Below are 19,421 nucleotides of genomic sequence, written 5' to 3'. Positions count from 1 at the left end.
GCGAGTACTTCGATTGAATTTTTTGAGGGTGAAAGGGGAATGAATCATGACATGGCAACAAACATATGACCGTTGGAATCAATTTGAAGGGCTAGCACCGCATTTACGTGCGGAACTTGATGAGCTCGCAAAGGATGAGACGACGTTAGAAGATGCATTTTATAAGACGCTTGAATTCGGGACAGGCGGGATGCGCGGAGAAATCGGACCAGGTGCGAACCGAATGAACGTGTATACGATTCGAAAAGCATCACAAGGCTTTGCGGACTTTATCGCTGCTTCAGGAGAAGAGGCGAAACGTCATGGTGTCGTGATCGCCCATGACTCTCGTCATTTTTCACCTGAGTTTGCTTTGGAGGCGGCGCGGACGCTTGCGTCAAACGGAATCAAGACGTACTTGTTCCCAAGTTTGCGCGCTACACCCGAACTCTCGTTTGCCGTACGTCATTTGAATGCGTTCGGTGGCATTGTCATCACAGCGAGTCACAACCCGCCAGAATATAACGGGTTCAAAGTGTATGGAGCAGACGGTGGGCAACTTCCGCCAGCGGAAGCGGATGAACTCGTCAGTTACGTCAATGCGATTGAAGATGAGTTGAAGATCGAGATTGAAGATGAGGCGGCGCTTCGCCAAACGGGGTTCCTCGTCACAGTCGATCCATCCGTCGATGAAGCTTATATGGAAGCGCTCCAGTCGATTCGGATTCATCGTGACATACAGGATAGCCCCCTTCAGATCGTCTATTCGCCGCTCCACGGAACGGGACGTCGTCCGGTCATGGAAGGATTGAAAGCATATGGGTTTAACCATGTGACGATTGTAGAAGAGCAGGCAGAACCAGACGGTGCCTTCCCGACCGTCAGCTATCCGAACCCGGAGGAAAAGGCTGCATTTAAACTAGCGATGGAATACGGAGATCGTGTCGGGGCCGATTTACTCATGGCGACCGATCCGGATGCGGACCGTGTAGGCTTGACGGTACGCGGGCGTGACGGGGAATGGTTCGTCTTGACTGGGAACCAGACGGGTGCGCTCTTAATGGAATATATCCTCTCACAAAAGAGCGAGACGGGAACACTCCCATCGAACGGCTTCGTCGCTAAGACGATCGTCACGTCAGAACTCGGTGCCGCGATCGCGAAAGCTTATGGCGTACACCTTGAGAACACGTTGACGGGATTCAAATTCATCGGCGAGAAAATCAAACAATATGAGGAGTCAGGTGAATATGAATTCCTCTTTGGCTATGAAGAAAGCTACGGCTATTTGATTGGCGACTTCTGTCGCGACAAAGATGCTGTCCAAGCTTGTTTACTCGCAGCGGAGATGGCGGCCTACCATAAGCAAAACGGCCGGACGCTCTACGATGCGTTGCAATCGATTTATGAGAAGTATGGCTTCTATGAAGAGTCATTACAGTCGATGACGCTAAAAGGGAAAGCAGGTCTCGAACAAATCGGGCGAATGATGGAAGCGTTCCGTGCTAATCCACCGAAAGAAGTCGGTGGGTATGAAGTCGTTCGTTTCGAAGATTATAAGAAGCAAGTGGCAACTGACTTACGGACAAATACGTCTGAAGCCATCGAGTTGCCTTCATCGAACGTCTTGAAATTCGTCTTTGCGGACGGGTCTTGGTTCTGCCTTCGCCCATCTGGTACAGAGCCGAAAATCAAGTTTTACTTCAGTGTACACGCGGATCGCGCCGAGAAGACGACGGCGAAACGTGAAGCGATTGAAGCAGACGTCATGAAACAGGCAAAAGCCATCGACTGATGGGAGACATCACTCTAGCGATAGGGTGATGTTTTTTGTTTGACATGAAGACATCGCGCCAGTATGATGAGGTTATTGTTTAAAACCGTGTAATCATATAAGGATTATAGGAAAGGCGGAATCATCATGAAAAAAACATTAACAAGCGTACTCGCAATCGGAGCTTCAGTCGGGCTTCTCGCGGCTTGCGGTAACGAAACAGACAGTGGAGCGGACGAAGCAGTCATCACTGTCGGGACAGAGGCGACATACCCACCGTTCACATATAAAGATAAAGGTGAATTGATGGGATATGACATCGACGTTTTGAACGAAGCGGCAGAACGTGCCGGTTATAAAGTAGAGTACGAGGCAATGGACTTCAAAGGACTCGTTCCAGCACTTGACGCAGAACGCATCGACATGATTGCTAACCAAATGAGCATCACGCCTGAACGTGAAGAAAAGTACGCATTCTCTGACCCGTATGCAGTATCGGGAGCTCAAGTTATCGTTGGATCGGATAACAACGACATTCAAGGAGTAGACGACCTCGACGGCAAATTAGTCGGATCGACGCAAGGTTCGGTCTATGCGCAAATGGCGGAAGAAGCTGGTGCCGAAGTGAAATACTACAAAGGGGCGAACCAAGTGCTTCAAGACCTCGAAGTCGGTCGTCTTGATGCGGCATTGAACGACCGTCTCTTCATCTTGACAGAGCTTGAAAAAACAGGCTATGACGTCAAAGTAGTCGGTGACATCTTCAACACGAGCGAAGCTGGGTTCATGACACGTCAAGATAGCGACGTTCTTGAGAAATTGAACGAAGCACTTGCAGAAATGAAAGAAGACGGTACGATGCAGGAAATCGGTGAGAAGTACTTCGGTGAGGATATCAGTCAATGAATGAACTGATCACGACCGTCATAGATAACCGTTCGGTCTATCTTGAAGCCGTCCAGCTCACGTTGATCGCCAGTGTCCTGTCGATTCTTCTCGCCTTGGCGCTCGGTCTGATCATCGCTCTACTTCATAGTAGTCCGATTAAAATCGTACGGTTGTTCACGCGGACGTACATTTCGTTCTTCCGCGGAACACCGCTCTTACTTCAATTATTGATTTTGTATGTCGGTCTCACTGGGTTCGTGCAACTGAGTGGGATGCAGGCGCTCATCTTCGGACTCGGGTTCCACTTTGCAGCCTATATCTCGGAAGCGTTCCGGGCAGCCATCAACTCTGTCGATAAAGGGCAGGTAGAGGCAAGTGTCGCGTTAGGGATTCCGAAAATGAAGCGTTTCAAAGACATCATTTTCCCACAGGCGCTTTCACGCGCCATCCCGCCTGTCTCGAACTCGGTCATCGACATCATCAAGTCGACGTCACTCGGTTCGGTCATCGCGGTTCAGGAGTTAACGTACGTGTCTGACCAAATTGCAGCAACGACGTATTTGGTCATGCCGTTACTCTTGTTCTCGGCTTCGATTTATTGGATCTTATCGACCTTGATTCAAGCCGGTCAACACAAACTCGAACAGCGTTACGCGATTCGATAAGAAAAAGCCTCGATTCAGACGAATCGAGGCTTTTTGTATGGCTTAACGGATCACGAGTTCAGTTTCTCCGTCGAAGAAGTGTGCTTTTGTCATATCGAGTGCGAGTTCGACATCGTCACCCATGTGGATGTTCGAACGACCGTCGACACGTGCTGTGAACTGATGTCCACCAAGCTCTGCGTAGAGGTAAGACTCTGATCCCATGAGCTCAGCGACGTCGATGTGCGCTTTGAACGTGTGCGTCGTTGGTGAGTCGAGGTAGATTGGCTCATCATGGATTGATTCTGGACGAATTCCGAGGACGAGTTCTTTTCCGACATAGCCACGGTCACGAAGCGTCTTCATTTTTCCTTCTGGAACGTTGACTTCTTCACCGTTCGTGATGAATTTGCCTTCTGCGAGCGTGCCGCGGAAGAAGTTCATTGAAGGTGAACCGATGAAGCCAGCGACGAAGATGTTGTCTGGATGATCGTATACTTCTTTCGGTGATCCAACTTGTTGGATGAGACCATCTTTCAAGATGACGATACGTGTAGCGAGTGTCATCGCTTCCGTTTGGTCGTGGGTAACGTAAATTGTCGTTGTGTCCAAACGGTTGTGGAGTTGGATAATCTCTTTACGCATCTGTACACGAAGTTTCGCATCCAAGTTTGAGAGCGGCTCATCCATCAAGAAGACTTTTGCGTCACGAACGATTGCACGACCGATGGCAACACGTTGACGTTGACCACCTGAGAGCGCTTTTGGTTTACGCTCGAGGTACTCTTCCAAACCGAGAATACGAGCAGCGTCTTTTACGCGACGGTCAATCTCGTCTTTCGGGAATTTACGGAGCTTCAAGCCGAATGCCATGTTGTCATAAACACTCATGTGCGGATAGAGCGCGTAGTTTTGGAAGACCATAGCGATGTCACGATCTTTAGGAGCGACGTCGTTCATTCGTTTCCCGTCAATGATAAAGTCACCGTTTGAAATCTCTTCAAGACCTGCGATCATACGAAGTGTTGTCGATTTACCGCAACCAGACGGTCCGACGAAGACGATGAATTCACGGTCTTTAATGTGTAAGTTGAAATCGCTGACGGCTTTGACGCCACCATCGTAAATTTTATCAATATGTTCTAAACGAATTTCTGCCATGTCGTTAGCCTCCTAAAGAATCTGTGTGTGTATAATAGCGCTTACAAGAACGATTATATGATGAAACCGCTTGCATTGAATATAGACAAGTTGCACAAAAACCGTTAATCGGATTTGTGCAACGTGACCATGAGTTGAAGGAGACTCGCATCATAAAACTTTCGAGCATCATAACCGGTCGTCTCAAAGAGGCGATCGAGTCGATAATTCAGCGTATTTCGGTGCATGAAAAGTGCTTTCGCCGTATGGGAGACGTTCAACGAGTTACTGAATAACGCCTCGAGCAATTCGATTGTCGATAGATCGAGCATCTTCATGAGTGGAGCGGTAATGTGACTCCGCTCTTTTAAGTCCTGTTCTTGTAGTAAATAATGGTATAATAATTGACTAGCAGGGTAAGTTTTAGTAGACAGACGAGCGTATGGCATGAGCAGTTGATGTTGACGATACACAAGAGCGAGAGAACCTTGTGAACGTTCGCTGTAGACCGCGTGTGCTTCGATGAAACAATCACTCGCAATGGCACGCAACACGTCCTCGAACTCTTGGAGATCGACAAATGAATCTCGTTCGATGAGTTCGATGTGTTTTGTTGTCATCCATACGATTTCAGCATGTGGCATGAAGTCGTGGACGATACTGATGAATGATTCGAACGCTTCCTCTTCCGCTTCTTGAAGCGAGAGAGAAATGAGCCGAAACGATTGGTCAAGACGATACGTCTCATCTTGAAGGCGTTCTTGCCATTTTCGCTGATGTGGGTCGGTCTGAAGGATCGGGGTCGCCCACATGCGGAGCAGTTGCTGTTCACGTTCGGTCAATTCGAATGTCGGGAGCCCAAATATGGTACCATCTTGCGTCTCGAACCAGTCAAGGTCACCAGATGCATCTTCCGACCGATGGACAGCAGTCGGAAAAATCGATTTAATACGATCAAACGTATTCAATACTATCACCTCATCAACAATGTATCATATTTCAGATCGGAGGCTTGCAGTTTGGACGGGTTATTAAAGATTTTACTCATGATTGTGATTGGTGCGACGATTGGGGGCGTGACGAACTTTCTCGCCATCAAGATGTTGTTCCGACCGCATGAACCGAAATATATCGGTTCGTTCCGGATACCTTTTACACCAGGTCTCATTCCGAAACGTCGGGATGAATTAGCATCTAGCTTAGGGAAAACGGTCGTCAAACACTTATTGACACCAGAAGGCATGCGAAAGCGATTATTGGATGACCAAGTGACGACGCATATTACGCACTTTGCGCAACAAGAAGTTCAAGCGATGTTACGCTCGGATAAAACGGTTCGAGAACTTGTAGAACCCCTCTACCCGAACGCAGAGGCACGCATCCTCACGTTGGCGGATGACAAGTTACGTGACGAGTTAGCGAGCGTCGTGGCTGAAGTGAAAGAGCGGAAGTTGTTTGAATTGCTTGGAGAAGAAGGGATGGACCGAGTTCGGGCAGTCATTCCTGAAATTGTGGAGGCGCTTCTCGTCAAATCGGAAGAGTATTTTTATTCCCCTGAAGGCGAGGCACAACTTCGTCATATGGTCGATTCGTTCGTTCAGCGTCGACTCGGGTTTATCGCAGGCTTTATTCAAAATATGAACTTTGTCGAGATGGTCCGACCAGAAATCGTCAACATCTTACGAGGGCAGTCGACGCGTGACGGTATGACGACGATGATCACGCGTGAATTTGAGCGATTCAGTGAGAAGACGGTTGATACGTTGATTGATGAACGTTTAGAGGCACGACTCATTGATGGCATCACAGAACAAGTCGTCACACGTTTGCCAATCGGGCAATTGTTAAATCGACCGGTTTCGTCTTACACGCAGTCCATTGAAACACGTGTCGTCGACGAACTCGTCCCACAAGGTGTCACCCTTGTCATTGAGCGCTTCACGAATCAAATGGAGACGATTATGGACCGATTGAAAATCGATAAAATCGTTCAGGAACAGGTTCAGTCACTCGACACATCATACCTCGAAGAGATTGTTTTATCGATCTCGAAACGAGAGTTCCGGGCAATAACATGGCTTGGAGCGCTGTTAGGTGGTATGATTGGGTTGATTCAAGGGTTGATTGCCATCTTGTGATGGCCACGCCCTAATAGCATTTAGGAGGACGTTACATGTCACAAACAAACTTGTACGACCAAGCTTACCAATTGGAGAAAGCACTTCGCGATTCTGAAGAGTTCACAACACTCTCTTCTTTATACGATCGTGTCAATGCGGATGCGGAAGCGAACCAGTTGTTCGCTGACTTCCGTAACATCCAAATGACGCTTCAACAAAAGCAAATGCAAGGAGAGGAAATCTCTGAGCAGGAAATGATGGATGCGCAAACGAAAATGATGAGCGTTCAACAGAACGAATTGATCATGGAGCTCATGCAAGAAGAGCAACGCATGCACCAGCTCGTTACAGAAGTAACGAAAATTATCATGAAACCACTTGAGGAGCTTTACGCCCCGATGGTGAATGAAAACGAAGTTCAATAAGATGTGAGGAGCGGATGGCAATCGAGCCATCCGCTTTTTTTGTTGATGAGATTGTCACAAACAACAAAGTAAGCGCTTTCAAATAATATTTATAATAAACATAGATGAAATAGTGGAGAAAGGGTGAACTGGCATGTGGACCGTGCTCATTTTAGTCGTGATGATTCTCTTTTTCATAACAGGCTGGCTAAGAGCGGACTTGGTCGCATTGATCGGACTGCTCGGTCTCGTCCTGACCGAGCAGCTGACGCCGAGTGAGGCGATGGCAGGGTTCTCGAACTCAGTCGTCTTGATGATTGCCGGGCTATTTATTGTCGGAGCTGGATTGTTTCACTCTGGATTAGCTGAACGGTTGGCTTCCATGCTCATCCCGTATGCGAATGGAAGCGAGACGCGACTTTTTTATTTGTTCATGTTAACTGTCACCGTTCTTTCAAGCGTGATGTCCAACACAGGGACCGTTGCATTGCTCATCCCTGTCGTCATGGCGATGACTCGACAAATCAAGCAATCTGCGAAAGGGTACCTCATGCCGCTTGCTTTTTTCTCAAGCATCGGTGGAACGATGACATTGATTGGAACACCACCGAACCTTGTCGCGGCTGAATCGCTGCGAGGTCTAATCGATGTGCCAATTGGTTTCTTTTCGTTGTTTCCGATAGGTGCAGTCGTGATGTTTGTCGGATTGCTGTACTTTCGTCTGATCGGGAATCGTTTGCTCGATCAAGGTCGTTCAAGAGAATGGGATGAAGGGGGAGCAATCGAATCGATTAACCCGAACGTATATGTCATGTCGATCGACGCGTCGCATCCACTGATTGGCAAACGATTAAATGATTTGAAATGGTCGCATGACGGTGTCATCGTGTTGAAGGAACGGATTAGAGGGATAGGGAAACATTACGAGACCGCGCGTGCCGACACCGTATTACGTGCCGGGTCGTTACTCGTCAGTGGGGATGAGCAGCGAGTCCGTTCCCTCTCCGAACAACAACACATCCCTTTTCAGAAGGTCGAGGCAACAAACGTCTATGACAAGACCGGTGGCATCGTCATGTTTACGGTTCCAGGGTCGAGTCAACTTGTAGGGAGATGTCTCCATGAGAGTCAACTGCGCAATGCATTTCATGTGAACGTCTTGCGTGTCATCCGTCCACAAGAAGAAATTGCACAAGTGCGGCTGAAAGATACGCCGCTAAAACAAGGGGACTTGTTGATGGTGCAGGGGAAATGGGAAGATTTAGAGCGAGTTGAACAAGAGACACGATTACTACTCTCGAACGAGCGAGTGACGGACGTGGCGAATCGAACGGTGTCGAGTCATCATCAACTCGCGGCTGGCGTGATCATGGTCATGATGATGACGATGTTCGTGTTTGAATGGGTCGACCCGACCGTCGCGGTTTGGCTAGCAGCACTTGCTATGGTGATGAGTGGAGCCGTACGCCATCTAGACGTTGCGTATCAATCGATTCAATGGTCTTCACTCGTCTTGATTGCGGCCATGATCCCAGTAGGAACGGCGCTGGAGAAAGCGGGTGTCATGGCGTGGCTTGTCGACTGGATCGGACAGTCGTTCGCGGGTTTTGGTCCTGCCTGGGTCCTCGTCGTTTTATTTCTTGCGACAATGGTCCTCAGTCAAATCATCTCGAACACCGCGACAGCTATTTTGTTTATCCCGCTCGCCATCGCCCTGTCGGAATCGATGGCGGTCAGTCCTGTCCCGTTCGTCATCGCCGTCGCCATTTCAGCATCTCTCGCCTTCATGACTCCGTTCGGGTCTCCGACGAATGCGATGGTATTTAGTGTAGGAGACTATCGTTTCATGGATTTCGTCAAAGTCGGTGTCCCGTTGCAACTGCTCACCGGCATCGTCGGAATCCTCATGATTCTTCTTCTCTTTCCATTTTGATTACAAGTTGAATAAGAAAAGGCAGACCGTTGATGTTGGTCTGCCTTTTCTTATGATGCTGTTCCTTTCAATTTCCCCGGCAATTTGCAACGTTCGAAATAGATGAGTTGCCCCCGGCGAACAATGCGCGCGCCTTTATGTTCATGACCTGCGGCGCGAAGCAAATCGAGCCCTTGTTGTTTGGCTGATTGATCGTCGCTTGCCTCGAACATTTCATTCAATACGAGCGTGCCGTCGTTCTCAAATCCTGTCACTGTGTATGTTTCCAATCACATGACCCCCTTTCTCTCTATTTTAATGAATGGTCATTCATTCTTCAAGAGAAGGTTTCGTCAGTTCGTCGAATGTCAGTTGACGTGTCGATTCGGTTCGCGGAATCAAGTCGGATACGGTCAGTCCGATCAAGCGGACGGGTTCAGTGACGTTCATCTCATCGAAAAGGCGCCTTGCGAGTCTTCGGATTTCATCGTGGTCATGAGTGGGATGATTTAATTTGATTTGATGACTCCGAGCCTGGAACTCACTCGTCTTTAATTTAATCGTGACGGTTTGACAGCTCAGCTCGCGTCGGTCGAGCTGACGCAAGACATCCTCCATCTCAGGAATGACTCGTTCGAACACTTCTTCTGGGTCGTCGATGTCAAACGCAAACGTCGTCTCCGACCCGATTGACTTACGTTCCCGTGTGGCGACGACGGGACGCGTATCTCGTCCATGTGCCAATTCATATAATTGTTGTCCGCGATCGTGTCCAAAGATGGCTTTCAGTTGTTCGGGACGAGCTTGTTGGAGGTCCCCGATTGTATGGTATCCACTCTTATAAAGTGTTTGAGCTGTCACTTTTCCGACTCCGTGCATCGCTTCGATTGAAAGGGGAGCGAGAAAATCGGCGACATCATCAGACTGTACGACGGTAAGACCGTTCGGTTTGTCAAAACCGGACGCAATCTTCGCGACAAACTTTGAAGGTGCGACACCAGCGGATGCCGTGAGACCGGTACGCCGTTTAATCTCGCCTAAAATATATCGGGCAATATAGGGACCGGACGTGCTCAACAGCGTATTTTCGGTCACGTCGAGATAGGCTTCATCAAGTGATAACGGTTCGACGAGAGGGGTGACCGACTTAAAAATGTCCATGACTTGAGCGCTAACTTGGCGATAAGCTTGAAAGCGTGGTTTCACAAACGTGGCATGTGGACACAACGCAAAAGCGCGACGTGATGACATCGCGCTGTGTACGCCGTACTTCCTCGCTTCATATGAACAAGTGGCGACGACTCCGCGGCTGTGGGGTGGTCCTCCGACGATGACAGGCTTTCCGCGTAAGTTCGGCCGGTCCCGCTGTTCGACGGAGGCGTAAAAGGCATCCATGTCCACATGAATGATGAGTCGTTCCATAACATCACCTTTCCTGTGCAATTCTCTTTTCTTTATTATAACGAACTTTTGTTCGTTTTTTTAGATTTTTGTTTGACTCGATCACTTGGTGAAGTCGTTTGATTCGGAAATTGTAACAGTGATCCAATCCAATTCTTTCGTTTCAACCATACTTGAATGATGAGGGTGAAGAAAATAATCACAAACCAGGCGAATACATAGCCGAGAGGCCAGTCCAGTTCAGGCATTTCTTTAAAGTTCATTCCCCACACGGCACCGAACGCGACGACAGGAGTCGTGAGTGCCGTGAAGACGGTAAGTGCCTTCATGATTTCATTCCCGCGAAAGTTAGAGAGTGTCGAGGCGAGATCTGTCATCGCGATGACGTCACCTTGATAATGATTGATGAGTGTCAATAGTCGGCTCACTCGGTAATCAGCGAGTTGATAAGGTTTTAACGTTTGTAAATCAATATCGAGAAAGGCCTCACGCCCTGCCATGACGAGTTCTTTATAAGGAGTGACAGTGTCAGACCAACGCTCAATCTCGCTTCGGAGCCCAAAAATCTCGTTCATGAACGTGGCAGGTACTTGTCCCGCCATTTCTCGTTGCGCCACGAGAAGTCGTTCTTCAAATTCATCAATCCCATGGAAGTAATTGTTCATCCGTTCGGCGAGTAGTTCATAAAACGCTTCGATTGGTGAGTTGCATGCTTTCGCGAGAACCGACTCGTGATGTAAATCATCAAATCCAATTGTCCATAAAAAATCAGGACCAATAAAATAATGTCCGATCTTCTGAGGTTCTCGTTCTAACTGTTCGTAGTCGAGGGTGAGTGAGCCGTACATATAGCCATTCTCGACCACGATTTTTGTGACGCTTGCGGTCGTTAATTGTTCCAGCCAATACGTATAAGCCAGAGCATATCTAGAATCCACTTCCACATAATCCTCAGGACGTGTGTACCAATCCCATTGCATCATCTATTCCTCCAATTCGCTATAGTAGTAGTATTCCCAAATTGACGGGAATGTTGGCATCTATGGCAAAGTTTCGATAAGATGAAGGTATTGAATAAGAGAGAGGTGCTTTCATTGACGACAAAAATCGGTCAGCTCAAAGTGGGCGACACGCTAGACCAGTATGTCATGATCAAACAATCGTATAAGGGACTTGCCGGAAACGGAAAGCCTTATTTAACATTAATCCTTTGCGACGAGAGTGGCGAAATTGAAACGAAGTTATGGGATAGTGCGGATACAGAAAAATATGCGACGAAAAAAATCGTCCATGCGGCTGGCGAAGTCATGGACTACCGTGGGCGGACGCAATTGAAGTTGAAGCAAATTTCCATCATCGAGCAAGAAGTAGATATCGCCCCATATGTTCGATCGGCACCGATTCCAAAATCGGAGCTTGAAACGACGATTCGTGGGTTCATCACGTCACTTCAACACGATGAAATCCGCCGTCTCGTCGAAGAGGTCGTCAATCGTCACGAAGAGGCATACTTCACGTATCCTGCAGCTGTGCGACATCATCATGCGGTCTATTCAGGACTCGCATTCCATGTCATGTCGATGTTGAAGCTTGCGGATACGATGTGTGACCTGTATCCGTCATTGAACCGAGACTTGTTGATTGCCGGCGTGATCTTACATGACTTGGCGAAAGTCATCGAGTTGTCGGATGCCATCACGCCAGAATACACGCTTGAAGGGAAGTTGCTCGGTCATCTATCGCTCATGTCATCTGAACTCGAGGTCGTGTCACGTGAGCTCGGGACGGACCGGGAAGTGACGACGTTGTTGCAACATCTCGTCTTGAGTCATCATGGGAAGCCGGAATGGGGATCGGCGAACACGCCACAACTCCCTGAAGCGGAGATGCTGTTCTTCATCGACAACATCGATGCGCGCATGAACATGTTCGAAAAAGCGTACGAGGGTGTCGAACCTGGTGCGTTCACCGAACGTGTCATAGCCCTCGATAATCGTGCATTCTATCGCCCGAAGTTATAATTGAAGTTCATCAAAAAAAAGGGGTACTCCATTGCTGGAGTGCCCCTTTATGCTTATTGTTCAGTCGATTCTTCTGAAGATTCGTCTGCGTTTTTAATTGCTTCTTTGACAGCATCAAATTGTTGCTCTGCTTTTGCGTCTTTTACGTCAACGTTGTATTTTTCAATCAACTCTGCGTAAATTTTGTTTGCATCGACAGAAGCAGATTTTTCTGTTGCCAACTCTTCACGAATGCGATCTTTCTCGTCCTCGAGCTTCAAGTCCTTCTCTTTACGGTCTGTCACTTTGATGACATGGAATCCATATTGTGTTTGGACTGGCTCAGAGATTTTTCCGATGACGTCTTCTTTGAATGCATATTCTTCGAATTCAGGTACCATCTGACCTGTAGAGAAGAAACCAAGCTCTCCACCTTTTTCACCAGAACCTGTATCTGTTGATTTTTCTTTCGCGAGTTCTGCGAAGTCCGCACCGTCATTCAACTGTTTGATGATGTCTTGTGCTTCTTCTTCTGTATCGACGAGGATGTGGCTAGCTTCCACTTCCGCGTTTTCTTTTGCGAACTGTGCTTCGACCTCTTCGTCCGTCACGTCGACAAGTTCAGATTTTGCTGCGTCGACAAGCATTTGTCCGCGAAGTGCTTCTTTGAACTCTTCCGTGCCGCTCATGCCGGCTTGTTGGATCGCTTGTTCAAATTCTTCTTTTGAGTTGAATTGTTCTTCTGTCTTGCTGAACTCTTCATCTACTTTTTCTTGTTCGACTTGGTCACCATATTCTTTTTCAAGAAGTGCATTCATTGTCTCTTGGAATGCAAGTTGTGGGACCATGCGGTCGTAGCTCATGTCCGCGATTTCACCGCGTGTGATTTCGCCGCCTTTATATGTGACGACTGCTGAATCGTCTGATTCGCCACCAGCGTTTGTTGCGGCATACGTACCGCCAGCACCGATGATGAGTGCGAGTGCCGATGCACCGACGAGAGCGCCGGTTGAGAATTTTTTATCTTGCTTTTTTGGTTCGTTTGACATTCCATTTGACATGTATTCCACCCCTAATAATTCTTTAAAGTTTCTAAGTCCGACTATATCACATTTTCCTAATCATGACAGCTGTTCTCTTGTCTGTACAGTATCATAGCACACAATCCTGTCGTATAATGATGTAATAGAATGTGAAATGATGGGGTGAGGGTAGTGTCACTAGAAGAGAAGGTCGAGCATTTATCATATCAGATGAAGATCTTACTCGAGATTGTCGATTGGACGGACCGTCCGTTTGAATATGAAGTGATTCGAGCGAACTTGACGAAGCAAGACGTAGAGGCGTTTTATCAGTTGCTTGAGGATATTCGGGCACGACAAAACGAGCAAATGCGCTATGGATTTACGTCCATAGAGCCGTTGCTCGTCCATTTTGTAGGCATGTTAGATTTGAGGCTCGACGTTAAAACGATTCTTGGGGCATGCGTCCGTCAAGGAATCGAGTTAGACGTCACAGAGCCACTCTATCGGCAGGTTAGGCTTCTTGACTGAGTTCATCCTCATCAGGACGTCTGCCTGCCTCTTCTGTGATCATTTTTGATGTTTCAGCAAAGATGTCCATGAAGTTGTCCCCATATAAACGACGAACGATCGCTGTCATGTCTGTTAAGTCAGGGAACTTCCCGTAAAGCTCTTGAAGTGGGAGCGAGGCGCGGAATACGCCGTTTCCTTCCGGGTCAAATGCGTGAATCGTTTCAAGCAACAACGATTCTCCTTCAGGTGTCAATTGGACGTACGTATTTCGCTTGTCCGTCTCCTTTTTAGAAAACGTAAGTAATCCACGATCTTCTAACTTCTTCGAGAAGTTGAAAGCGGTCGAGACGTGCATGACGCCATATTTTGCAATTTCAGAGATCGATGCGCCGCCTAACGCGTGGGCAATCCATAAGATATGATGCTCATTGATATTTAAATCGAATGGTTTAATCCAGTTTTGCCAGTCTTTTTCGACGGTTTTCCACAAAGCCTTACTCAATTGAATGATTTTGTGGCTATAGAGCATGGCCTCAGGGCCAGTGAATTCTTTTTCGTGTTCCATCTCGATCCATCCTTTCCGGATAAAAAGTCAAAAGTAAACGACGGACGATGACCTCAAACACTTACGGTGTTTGATTGACGGTGTTGTCAGTCATAGCAGACTGTACGTTCGAGAGTTCCTGAAGGTTCCCTTGGATTCGCTCGACTGAAGGCTGAATGTCTTGTTGATAGCGTTCGACTTCGGCTTTCACTTGATCAGTCAATTCTTTTCCTTGCAGTTTACCTGCGGCGGCAACTTGCGATGCATGTTTCGCCACATTCCCAAATTGTTCTTTTAGCGTAGTGATTGTGGATGCTCGATGTTGTTGAGCAGCAGCATCATTTGCGGTACCTCTCGCCAATTTTTTAAATGTGGCGACTCCTAAAAATGCTAAAACAAAGCCGAAAGCAATCCAATCTCGACGTTGGCGACTCGACAATTCATTCCCCTCCTCAAGCTCGGATAATCAGAATTACATTCTTTTCATATTATTTTACCAAAAAAGAGTGATTAAAAACCTATATCGCAAATAAAATTTTTCAGAACATTCATTTTTGACCGAAAAATCATTTTATTTTAAAATACAGGTAAAGGAAGGTGATCCTCAGTGGAGAAAGCGAAGCGTTGGGTAGATGATATGCTTGACCTGTATCTCGCTGCAAAACAACTGGGAGATGACACTTGGGCCGACTCCATAATGAACACACTCGAGGCGGGGTATGAAGCGTCGAAACAAACAGAACAGGCACGCGAAGAATCGATACGAGAAAAACGTGTGCTTGAAATAGATACCCGTCTAACTGAATTACGAAAAGAATTCGAACAAGCGACATCTGTCAAAACGCGTCAACAGTTATATGAAGTGGCGATCAAACTTCAGGTCGAGCGGGCGCAATTAGAAGAAGAGCGGAAGCGTCATCGGGATTCCATTAATCAATCATAAAGAGAGACCCGTCATCGATTGACGGGTCTCTGTCTGTTTCATACTTGTGAATGAATGTTCGATGCGAGCGTTGTGAGTTCTTCAGACGTGAAGGCATCGTTTTGTGTGATCCATTTTGCGCCGAATCCGTCTTCGTGTCCGAAGCGCGGGATTAAATGAATATGGAAGTGATAGACCGTTTGTCCGGCAACTTCTTCGGCGTTCGACAAAACGTTCATTCCGATTGCGCCCGTTTCGCGTTGAATCGCCTTGGCGATGGTCGGGACGCGTTTGAAGACGTCCGCTGCGACCTCTTCCGGCAGTTCGTAAACATTTTTTGCGTGGTGTTTCGGGATGACGAGCGTGTGACCTTTTGTCACTTGTGAGAGGTCGAGGAAAGCGACGACCGCCTCATCTTCATACACCCGATACGACGGGATTTCTTGTTGAGCGATTTTGCAAAAGATACAGGTTGGATCGGTATGCATCTTCATTCCTCCATTCTGAAAGTCATTTCTGTTTCATCATACCACGGAAATTCAGGCGCAAGAACGATTGGAAGGGAGATTGATTCCTTTTATAATTGAGGTAAGTGCTATAGAAAGGAGGGGAAAAGATGTCATATACAAGAAGTCGAAAAAAAGAACGTCATTCAAAAGCGGTACTCGCATTATCTGTGAGCACCATTTTAGTCGGAGCTATTGTCTTCTATATATATGGATACAAGCCAGCGGCGGAGCAAGATAAAATTCATGTCGCATTTAAAGAGGCCTTATTAGAGGAAGACCGTACTTTCTTTGAGGAGAAAGTAGAATATCAAGGAGAAGCGTTGACGCGTGCAGAGGCACTACGGTTTATGGGCTGGCTGAACGATGAAAAATCCATCCGTGGCGATGCCATCGCCGAAGTCGCACAAGATCGTGCGAATCGGACGAAAGGGATGGAGGCAGAAGGACTGTTTCGATTGATTGATACAGGTGAAGGGCGTTTTGGCTTTTCAGATTATCGGATTGAATTATTGCCACAACAAATTGACGTCACCTCGGACGTACCGATGACGAACATTTGGGTCGATGGCCAACGTGTCGGAAGGATTGATGAGGCGAACGGACGATTCACGTTTGAGAGGATGCCGGGAAGCTATGATGTGAAGGCGGTCGCCGTCGCAAACGGTGAGACGGTGTCTGAAACGGAAACGATTCAATTGATCACGTCCGAATCGATTGATTATGCACTCATGCCGGAATCGAGCGAAGCGATTGCGGGGCAATTTGATTTGAAGCGGGCAGAGCTCATTGAGATTGAGGTCGAGGCGCAAACCGGTCATCCATTAGAAACGATTGATTCATTGATCGGGCAATCAAAACGGAAGGTTCAAGAAACGTTAGGCGAACCAGATGGGAAACGTGATGGGAAATGGGATTATGAACGTTTGACCATCGTGTTTGAAGAGGGGGACGTGCAATCGGTTATGGTTGATCTTGATAAACGACCAGACGACTTGATTGCGTTACTCGGAGAACCGAAAGAAAAGACGGAGCACCAACTCGGCACGGAGTGGGATTACGGACAATCGTTCTTCGAATCGTTCTTCACGTTCTTTGGTCTTGAGACAGAGAAGCAATTTATTGAAAAGAATAGCGCGATGTATTTATTGATTCAATGAAAAAAAGAGGGACATTCCATTGTGGAAGCCCCTCCTGTACATAAATAATTATTTTTTACGCATTGATTTCATGACGAACGATACGATCAAGATAAGAAGAATCGCACCGATAAGCGCTGGGATAATCGCGATATCCGCTACGATTGGTCCGAAATCACCGAAGATGAGTCCACCTAACCAAGCACCGATGATCCCTGCGATGATGTTACCGATAATTCCGCCTGGTACGTCCTTACCTAAAATTAATCCTGCTAACCAACCGATGATACCCCCGATAATCAAATAAAGAATAAACCCCATAATTCATTTCTCCTTCCTCTGTTTTCCCATTGTTCTTTCCAACGATTTTGTGGAACAATGGAAGTATTGATGTTTTATTTTAAAATGCCTTACAGTTCAGATTATTCCCATGTGACAACATTTAAAACATATACCACGAAAAAAAGTTGAAAATGAAAGGTGTGGTTTTCATGCTGCACGTCGATCGATTGAACGGCGGATATATCGGTAAGCAAGTTTTGCATGACGTTTCGTTTGAAGTAAATAAAGGGGAGCTCGTTGGGTTGATAGGGCTAAACGGAGCTGGTAAATCGACGACAATCAAACACATTTTGGGTCTCTTGTCACCACTATCCGGAAAAATCGAAATTGATGGAGAAACATTAGAATCTTCAGAGAAAAGGTATCGTAAGAAAGTGAGTTACATACCGGAGACCCCAATTTTATATGACACGTTGACCTTACAAGAACACATCGAATTGATGGGGAGAGCATATGATGTGAGTCCTGATGAGTTGACCGAACGGACGAATCGCTTAGCAAAAGAGATGCGGATGGAAAAACAACTCACCTGGTTCCCGTCTGTCTTCTCGAAAGGGATGCGTCAAAAAGCGATGATTCTATGTGCTCTTGTGACGAAGACGCCACTCCTCATCGTCGATGAACCGTTCGTTGGTCTCGATCCATTGGCGATTCGACAGTTACTCCAACTATTTGATGAATACAAACAAGACTGTGCGATTTTGATGTCGACCCATATCTTGGAGACGGCGGAGCGACATTGCGACCGGTTCGTCTTCCTTCATCAAGGTGTCGTCATCGCAAACGGAACAGCTGCACAGTTGCGAGAGAAGTATCAATTATCACCTGATGCGACGCTCGATGATATTTATGTAGAGGCGATTGCTTCGGAGGAACGATCGTCATGAATCGATTCACTTCAAGACTAGGCAAGTGGATGGAAGAGGTCGTCAAATATAGTCGCTACGTCGCGAACGGAGGGCTATTGTTTACACTTTATTTCACCTTGATTTATGGGGCATTCGTCTACAACAACTTTTTAGAGCGAATTGATACGACGTTTCCGGGGACATGGATTGCCGCAGCGGTGCTCATCCTGATTCCGCTCGGTCACCGTCCGAGAACATTCATCCAAGAGGCGGACCAAGTATTCCTACTCCCTGAATTAGGTACCATTCGTCCATATATGATGGGTGTTCGTTTATTTAATGTCGTTTTTGCTACATTACGAGCGCTTCTCATCTTACTCGTGCTATTGCCACTTCTCGTGCGTACAGAGAGTTATACGAGCTTAGAAGTGTTGTCTTTCGTCATCACGATGACGTTACTGTCAGTTGCGGGTCGATTGGCGAAAGTGGAAGGTGTAAGCGGGTGGATGATTGTACCATTCGCGATGGTAAGTGGTGCTTTTCTTCTAATCGATTGGACACAGTGGGCATGGGTACCGGCTTTTATGCCATTCATTCTTTTACATGTGAAGCGAAATGAGCGAATTCCGCTCCTACAATGGTTGGCGCTAGAGGAAAAGAGTCGGGCACAGTTTGAACGGGTGATTAGCTGGTTCGTCGACTTACCAACCTTAAAAGAAGAAGTTCGGGAGCGACGACTGCTGACAAAACTTCTCGAAAAGAGAGTACTCCAACGCGTCGATGCTTCACGTTACGTATATGGTCTTCGTATTTTGCGTTCGAACGATTCACTCGACCTGATCCTGCGGCTGACGGCGGTGGCACTCATCGTCATGTGGATGTCAGGCGGGTGGTACGTCGGATTCGTCACGCCACTATTCGTCGGACTGACGGCGTTGCAGCTCGTTCCGCTGTTTAAACGGTTAGAGGCGATCTCGATTGTCTCATGGCTACCGATTACTCGGGACGATCGGATCGAAGGCTATTCGTGGTGGGCGATGCGGTTGCTCATCGTCCAGTCCATCGTCCTCGTGCTTGCCTCGATTGGATTTGGTGCAACGTGGGATGCGGCGGTAGGGCTTGTCTTATCAATCGTTCTCATTCGTTATTATTTAAGACGATTGGTGTAAAATATATATTGAGTAGATTTTCTAAAACAACGGACGGACGAGGTCGCTCAAACGAGACCTCGTTCGTCTTTCATTTGTGATGAAGGATAGAAAGAATGTTTCTTGAAAGGATAACAGTCACTCATCTTCTTTTTGGACGACTTATAAACTTGAC

General features: G+C 47.2%; 22 protein-coding genes. 12 read left to right on the top strand and 10 right to left on the bottom strand.

Annotated elements, in window-relative coordinates; genetic code table 11:
* The first annotated feature begins 46 nt into the window (after positions 1-46).
* The 3 genes from KNO85_RS10465 (at position 47) to KNO85_RS10455 (ending at position 3,306) form a co-directional block, all read left to right on the top strand.
* Positions 47-1,774, top strand: coding sequence for a phospho-sugar mutase (locus tag KNO85_RS10465; protein WP_214789730.1), 1,728 nt, complete (start codon positions 47-49; stop codon positions 1,772-1,774).
* Between the two features lie 126 nt (positions 1,775-1,900).
* Complete coding sequence (locus KNO85_RS10460) at positions 1,901-2,659, top strand: transporter substrate-binding domain-containing protein (RefSeq protein WP_214789728.1); 759 nt, start codon at positions 1,901-1,903, stop codon at positions 2,657-2,659.
* Positions 2,656-3,306 carry an amino acid ABC transporter permease gene (locus KNO85_RS10455; protein ID WP_015880920.1) on the top strand — a complete coding sequence of 217 codons (651 nt, stop codon included), beginning with the start codon at positions 2,656-2,658 and terminating at the stop codon, positions 3,304-3,306. The genes KNO85_RS10460 and KNO85_RS10455 overlap by 4 nt, the downstream gene beginning before the upstream one ends.
* Before the next feature lie 42 nt (positions 3,307-3,348).
* On the opposite strand, the gene KNO85_RS10450 is transcribed toward KNO85_RS10455, so the two are convergent.
* Positions 3,349-4,446: an ABC transporter ATP-binding protein gene (locus KNO85_RS10450; RefSeq protein ID WP_214789726.1), complete on the bottom strand. Its 1,098-nt coding sequence runs from the start codon at positions 4,444-4,446 to the stop codon at positions 3,349-3,351.
* A 104-nt stretch (positions 4,447-4,550) separates the two neighbouring features.
* Positions 4,551-5,402, bottom strand: a complete 852-nt coding sequence (locus tag KNO85_RS10445; RefSeq protein WP_260569865.1) for a PucR family transcriptional regulator — start codon at positions 5,400-5,402, stop codon at positions 4,551-4,553.
* Between the two features lie 42 nt (positions 5,403-5,444).
* On the opposite strand from KNO85_RS10445, the gene KNO85_RS10440 reads away from it, so the two are divergent.
* The 3 genes from KNO85_RS10440 to KNO85_RS10430 all read left to right on the top strand — a co-directional run bounded on the left by KNO85_RS10440 (position 5,445) and on the right by KNO85_RS10430 (position 8,882).
* On the top strand, positions 5,445-6,563 hold the full coding sequence (locus KNO85_RS10440; RefSeq protein ID WP_251130623.1) for a DUF445 domain-containing protein: 1,119 nt from the start codon (positions 5,445-5,447) through the stop codon (positions 6,561-6,563).
* 35 nt (positions 6,564-6,598) lie between these two features.
* On the top strand, positions 6,599-6,970 hold the full coding sequence (locus KNO85_RS10435; RefSeq protein ID WP_074032614.1) for a YlbF family regulator: 372 nt from the start codon (positions 6,599-6,601) through the stop codon (positions 6,968-6,970).
* Positions 6,971-7,103: 133 nt separating this feature from the next.
* Positions 7,104-8,882 (top strand): SLC13 family permease, encoded by a 1,779-nt coding sequence (locus tag KNO85_RS10430; RefSeq protein ID WP_214789724.1) that lies wholly within the window; start codon positions 7,104-7,106, stop codon positions 8,880-8,882.
* Between the two features lie 50 nt (positions 8,883-8,932).
* Here KNO85_RS10430 and KNO85_RS10425 read toward each other — a convergent pair whose 3' ends face one another.
* Genes KNO85_RS10425 through KNO85_RS10415 form a run of 3 tightly spaced genes read right to left on the bottom strand, consistent with a single transcriptional unit; the run spans position 8,933 to position 11,242 of the window.
* Positions 8,933-9,151, bottom strand: coding sequence for a YhzD family protein (locus KNO85_RS10425; RefSeq protein WP_214789723.1), 219 nt, complete (start codon positions 9,149-9,151; stop codon positions 8,933-8,935).
* A gap of 40 nt (positions 9,152-9,191) precedes the next feature.
* Entirely contained in the window at positions 9,192-10,283 is a 1,092-nt protein-coding gene (dinB, locus tag KNO85_RS10420) for a DNA polymerase IV (protein ID WP_214789722.1), read from the bottom strand.
* 35 nt (positions 10,284-10,318) lie between these two features.
* A complete protein-coding gene (locus KNO85_RS10415; protein WP_214789721.1) occupies positions 10,319-11,242 on the bottom strand; it encodes a CorA family divalent cation transporter in 924 nt (307 codons plus the stop codon).
* A gap of 81 nt (positions 11,243-11,323) precedes the next feature.
* Between KNO85_RS10415 and KNO85_RS10410 the strand changes: the two genes are divergently transcribed.
* Positions 11,324-12,283 carry an HD domain-containing protein gene (locus KNO85_RS10410; RefSeq protein WP_214789720.1) on the top strand — a complete coding sequence of 320 codons (960 nt, stop codon included), beginning with the start codon at positions 11,324-11,326 and terminating at the stop codon, positions 12,281-12,283.
* A gap of 53 nt (positions 12,284-12,336) precedes the next feature.
* Here KNO85_RS10410 and KNO85_RS10405 read toward each other — a convergent pair whose 3' ends face one another.
* Complete coding sequence (locus tag KNO85_RS10405; RefSeq protein WP_214789719.1) at positions 12,337-13,323, bottom strand: peptidylprolyl isomerase; 987 nt, start codon at positions 13,321-13,323, stop codon at positions 12,337-12,339.
* A 153-nt stretch (positions 13,324-13,476) separates the two neighbouring features.
* Here KNO85_RS10405 and KNO85_RS10400 point away from each other — a divergent pair, with 153 nt between their 5' ends.
* Positions 13,477-13,815 carry a YhaI family protein gene (locus KNO85_RS10400; protein WP_260569789.1) on the top strand — a complete coding sequence of 113 codons (339 nt, stop codon included), beginning with the start codon at positions 13,477-13,479 and terminating at the stop codon, positions 13,813-13,815.
* On the opposite strand, the gene KNO85_RS10395 is transcribed toward KNO85_RS10400, so the two are convergent.
* Positions 13,799-14,362 (bottom strand): HTH-type transcriptional regulator Hpr, encoded by a 564-nt coding sequence (locus tag KNO85_RS10395; RefSeq protein WP_015880933.1) that lies wholly within the window; start codon positions 14,360-14,362, stop codon positions 13,799-13,801. The two genes, KNO85_RS10400 and KNO85_RS10395, sit on opposite strands and share 17 nt — an antisense overlap.
* A gap of 61 nt (positions 14,363-14,423) precedes the next feature.
* Complete coding sequence (locus KNO85_RS10390; RefSeq protein WP_214789715.1) at positions 14,424-14,780, bottom strand: hypothetical protein; 357 nt, start codon at positions 14,778-14,780, stop codon at positions 14,424-14,426.
* 168 nt (positions 14,781-14,948) lie between these two features.
* Between KNO85_RS10390 and KNO85_RS10385 the strand changes: the two genes are divergently transcribed.
* Positions 14,949-15,284, top strand: coding sequence for a hypothetical protein (locus KNO85_RS10385; protein ID WP_214789713.1), 336 nt, complete (start codon positions 14,949-14,951; stop codon positions 15,282-15,284).
* Between the two features lie 38 nt (positions 15,285-15,322).
* Here KNO85_RS10385 and KNO85_RS10380 read toward each other — a convergent pair whose 3' ends face one another.
* The gene (locus tag KNO85_RS10380; RefSeq protein ID WP_214789711.1) at positions 15,323-15,751 is read right to left on the bottom strand and encodes an HIT family protein; all 429 of its coding nucleotides are present in this window, start codon (positions 15,749-15,751) and stop codon (positions 15,323-15,325) included.
* Between the two features lie 128 nt (positions 15,752-15,879).
* On the opposite strand from KNO85_RS10380, the gene KNO85_RS10375 reads away from it, so the two are divergent.
* On the top strand, positions 15,880-16,929 hold the full coding sequence (locus tag KNO85_RS10375) for a hypothetical protein (protein ID WP_214789709.1): 1,050 nt from the start codon (positions 15,880-15,882) through the stop codon (positions 16,927-16,929).
* 48 nt (positions 16,930-16,977) lie between these two features.
* Here KNO85_RS10375 and KNO85_RS10370 read toward each other — a convergent pair whose 3' ends face one another.
* Positions 16,978-17,229: a GlsB/YeaQ/YmgE family stress response membrane protein gene (locus tag KNO85_RS10370; protein ID WP_214789707.1), complete on the bottom strand. Its 252-nt coding sequence runs from the start codon at positions 17,227-17,229 to the stop codon at positions 16,978-16,980.
* Between the two features lie 170 nt (positions 17,230-17,399).
* Between KNO85_RS10370 and KNO85_RS10365 the strand changes: the two genes are divergently transcribed.
* Both KNO85_RS10365 and KNO85_RS10360 read left to right on the top strand, forming a co-directional pair.
* On the top strand, positions 17,400-18,137 hold the full coding sequence (locus tag KNO85_RS10365) for an ABC transporter ATP-binding protein (RefSeq protein WP_251130622.1): 738 nt from the start codon (positions 17,400-17,402) through the stop codon (positions 18,135-18,137).
* Positions 18,134-19,267 (top strand): ABC transporter permease, encoded by a 1,134-nt coding sequence (locus tag KNO85_RS10360; protein ID WP_214789704.1) that lies wholly within the window; start codon positions 18,134-18,136, stop codon positions 19,265-19,267. The genes KNO85_RS10365 and KNO85_RS10360 overlap by 4 nt, the downstream gene beginning before the upstream one ends.
* Positions 19,268-19,421 lie beyond the last annotated feature (154 nt).

The organism is Exiguobacterium sp. s124, from assembly GCF_018617485.1.
GTDB classification, from domain to species: domain Bacteria; phylum Bacillota; class Bacilli; order Exiguobacteriales; family Exiguobacteriaceae; genus Exiguobacterium; species Exiguobacterium aestuarii.
The sequence above is the reverse complement of the archived record's forward strand: the minus strand, read 5'-3'. Positions and strand labels throughout refer to the sequence as shown.

Coding starts and splice junctions, on each gene's coding strand:
- KNO85_RS10465 (WP_214789730.1), top strand. CDS start 47: ATGACATGGCAACAAACATATGACCGTTGGAATCAATTTGAAGGGCTA.
- KNO85_RS10460 (WP_214789728.1), top strand. CDS start 1,901: ATGAAAAAAACATTAACAAGCGTACTCGCAATCGGAGCTTCAGTCGGG.
- KNO85_RS10455 (WP_015880920.1), top strand. CDS start 2,656: ATGAATGAACTGATCACGACCGTCATAGATAACCGTTCGGTCTATCTT.
- KNO85_RS10450 (WP_214789726.1), bottom strand. CDS start 4,446: ATGGCAGAAATTCGTTTAGAACATATTGATAAAATTTACGATGGTGGC.
- KNO85_RS10435 (WP_074032614.1), top strand. CDS start 6,599: ATGTCACAAACAAACTTGTACGACCAAGCTTACCAATTGGAGAAAGCA.
- KNO85_RS10430 (WP_214789724.1), top strand. CDS start 7,104: ATGTGGACCGTGCTCATTTTAGTCGTGATGATTCTCTTTTTCATAACA.
- dinB (WP_214789722.1), bottom strand. CDS start 10,283: ATGGAACGACTCATCATTCATGTGGACATGGATGCCTTTTACGCCTCC.
- KNO85_RS10415 (WP_214789721.1), bottom strand. CDS start 11,242: ATGCAATGGGATTGGTACACACGTCCTGAGGATTATGTGGAAGTGGAT.
- KNO85_RS10410 (WP_214789720.1), top strand. CDS start 11,324: ATGAAGGTATTGAATAAGAGAGAGGTGCTTTCATTGACGACAAAAATC.
- KNO85_RS10405 (WP_214789719.1), bottom strand. CDS start 13,323: ATGTCAAATGGAATGTCAAACGAACCAAAAAAGCAAGATAAAAAATTC.
- KNO85_RS10395 (WP_015880933.1), bottom strand. CDS start 14,362: ATGGAACACGAAAAAGAATTCACTGGCCCTGAGGCCATGCTCTATAGC.
- KNO85_RS10380 (WP_214789711.1), bottom strand. CDS start 15,751: ATGCATACCGATCCAACCTGTATCTTTTGCAAAATCGCTCAACAAGAA.
- KNO85_RS10375 (WP_214789709.1), top strand. CDS start 15,880: ATGTCATATACAAGAAGTCGAAAAAAAGAACGTCATTCAAAAGCGGTA.
- KNO85_RS10370 (WP_214789707.1), bottom strand. CDS start 17,229: ATGGGGTTTATTCTTTATTTGATTATCGGGGGTATCATCGGTTGGTTA.
- KNO85_RS10365 (WP_251130622.1), top strand. CDS start 17,400: ATGCTGCACGTCGATCGATTGAACGGCGGATATATCGGTAAGCAAGTT.
- KNO85_RS10360 (WP_214789704.1), top strand. CDS start 18,134: ATGAATCGATTCACTTCAAGACTAGGCAAGTGGATGGAAGAGGTCGTC.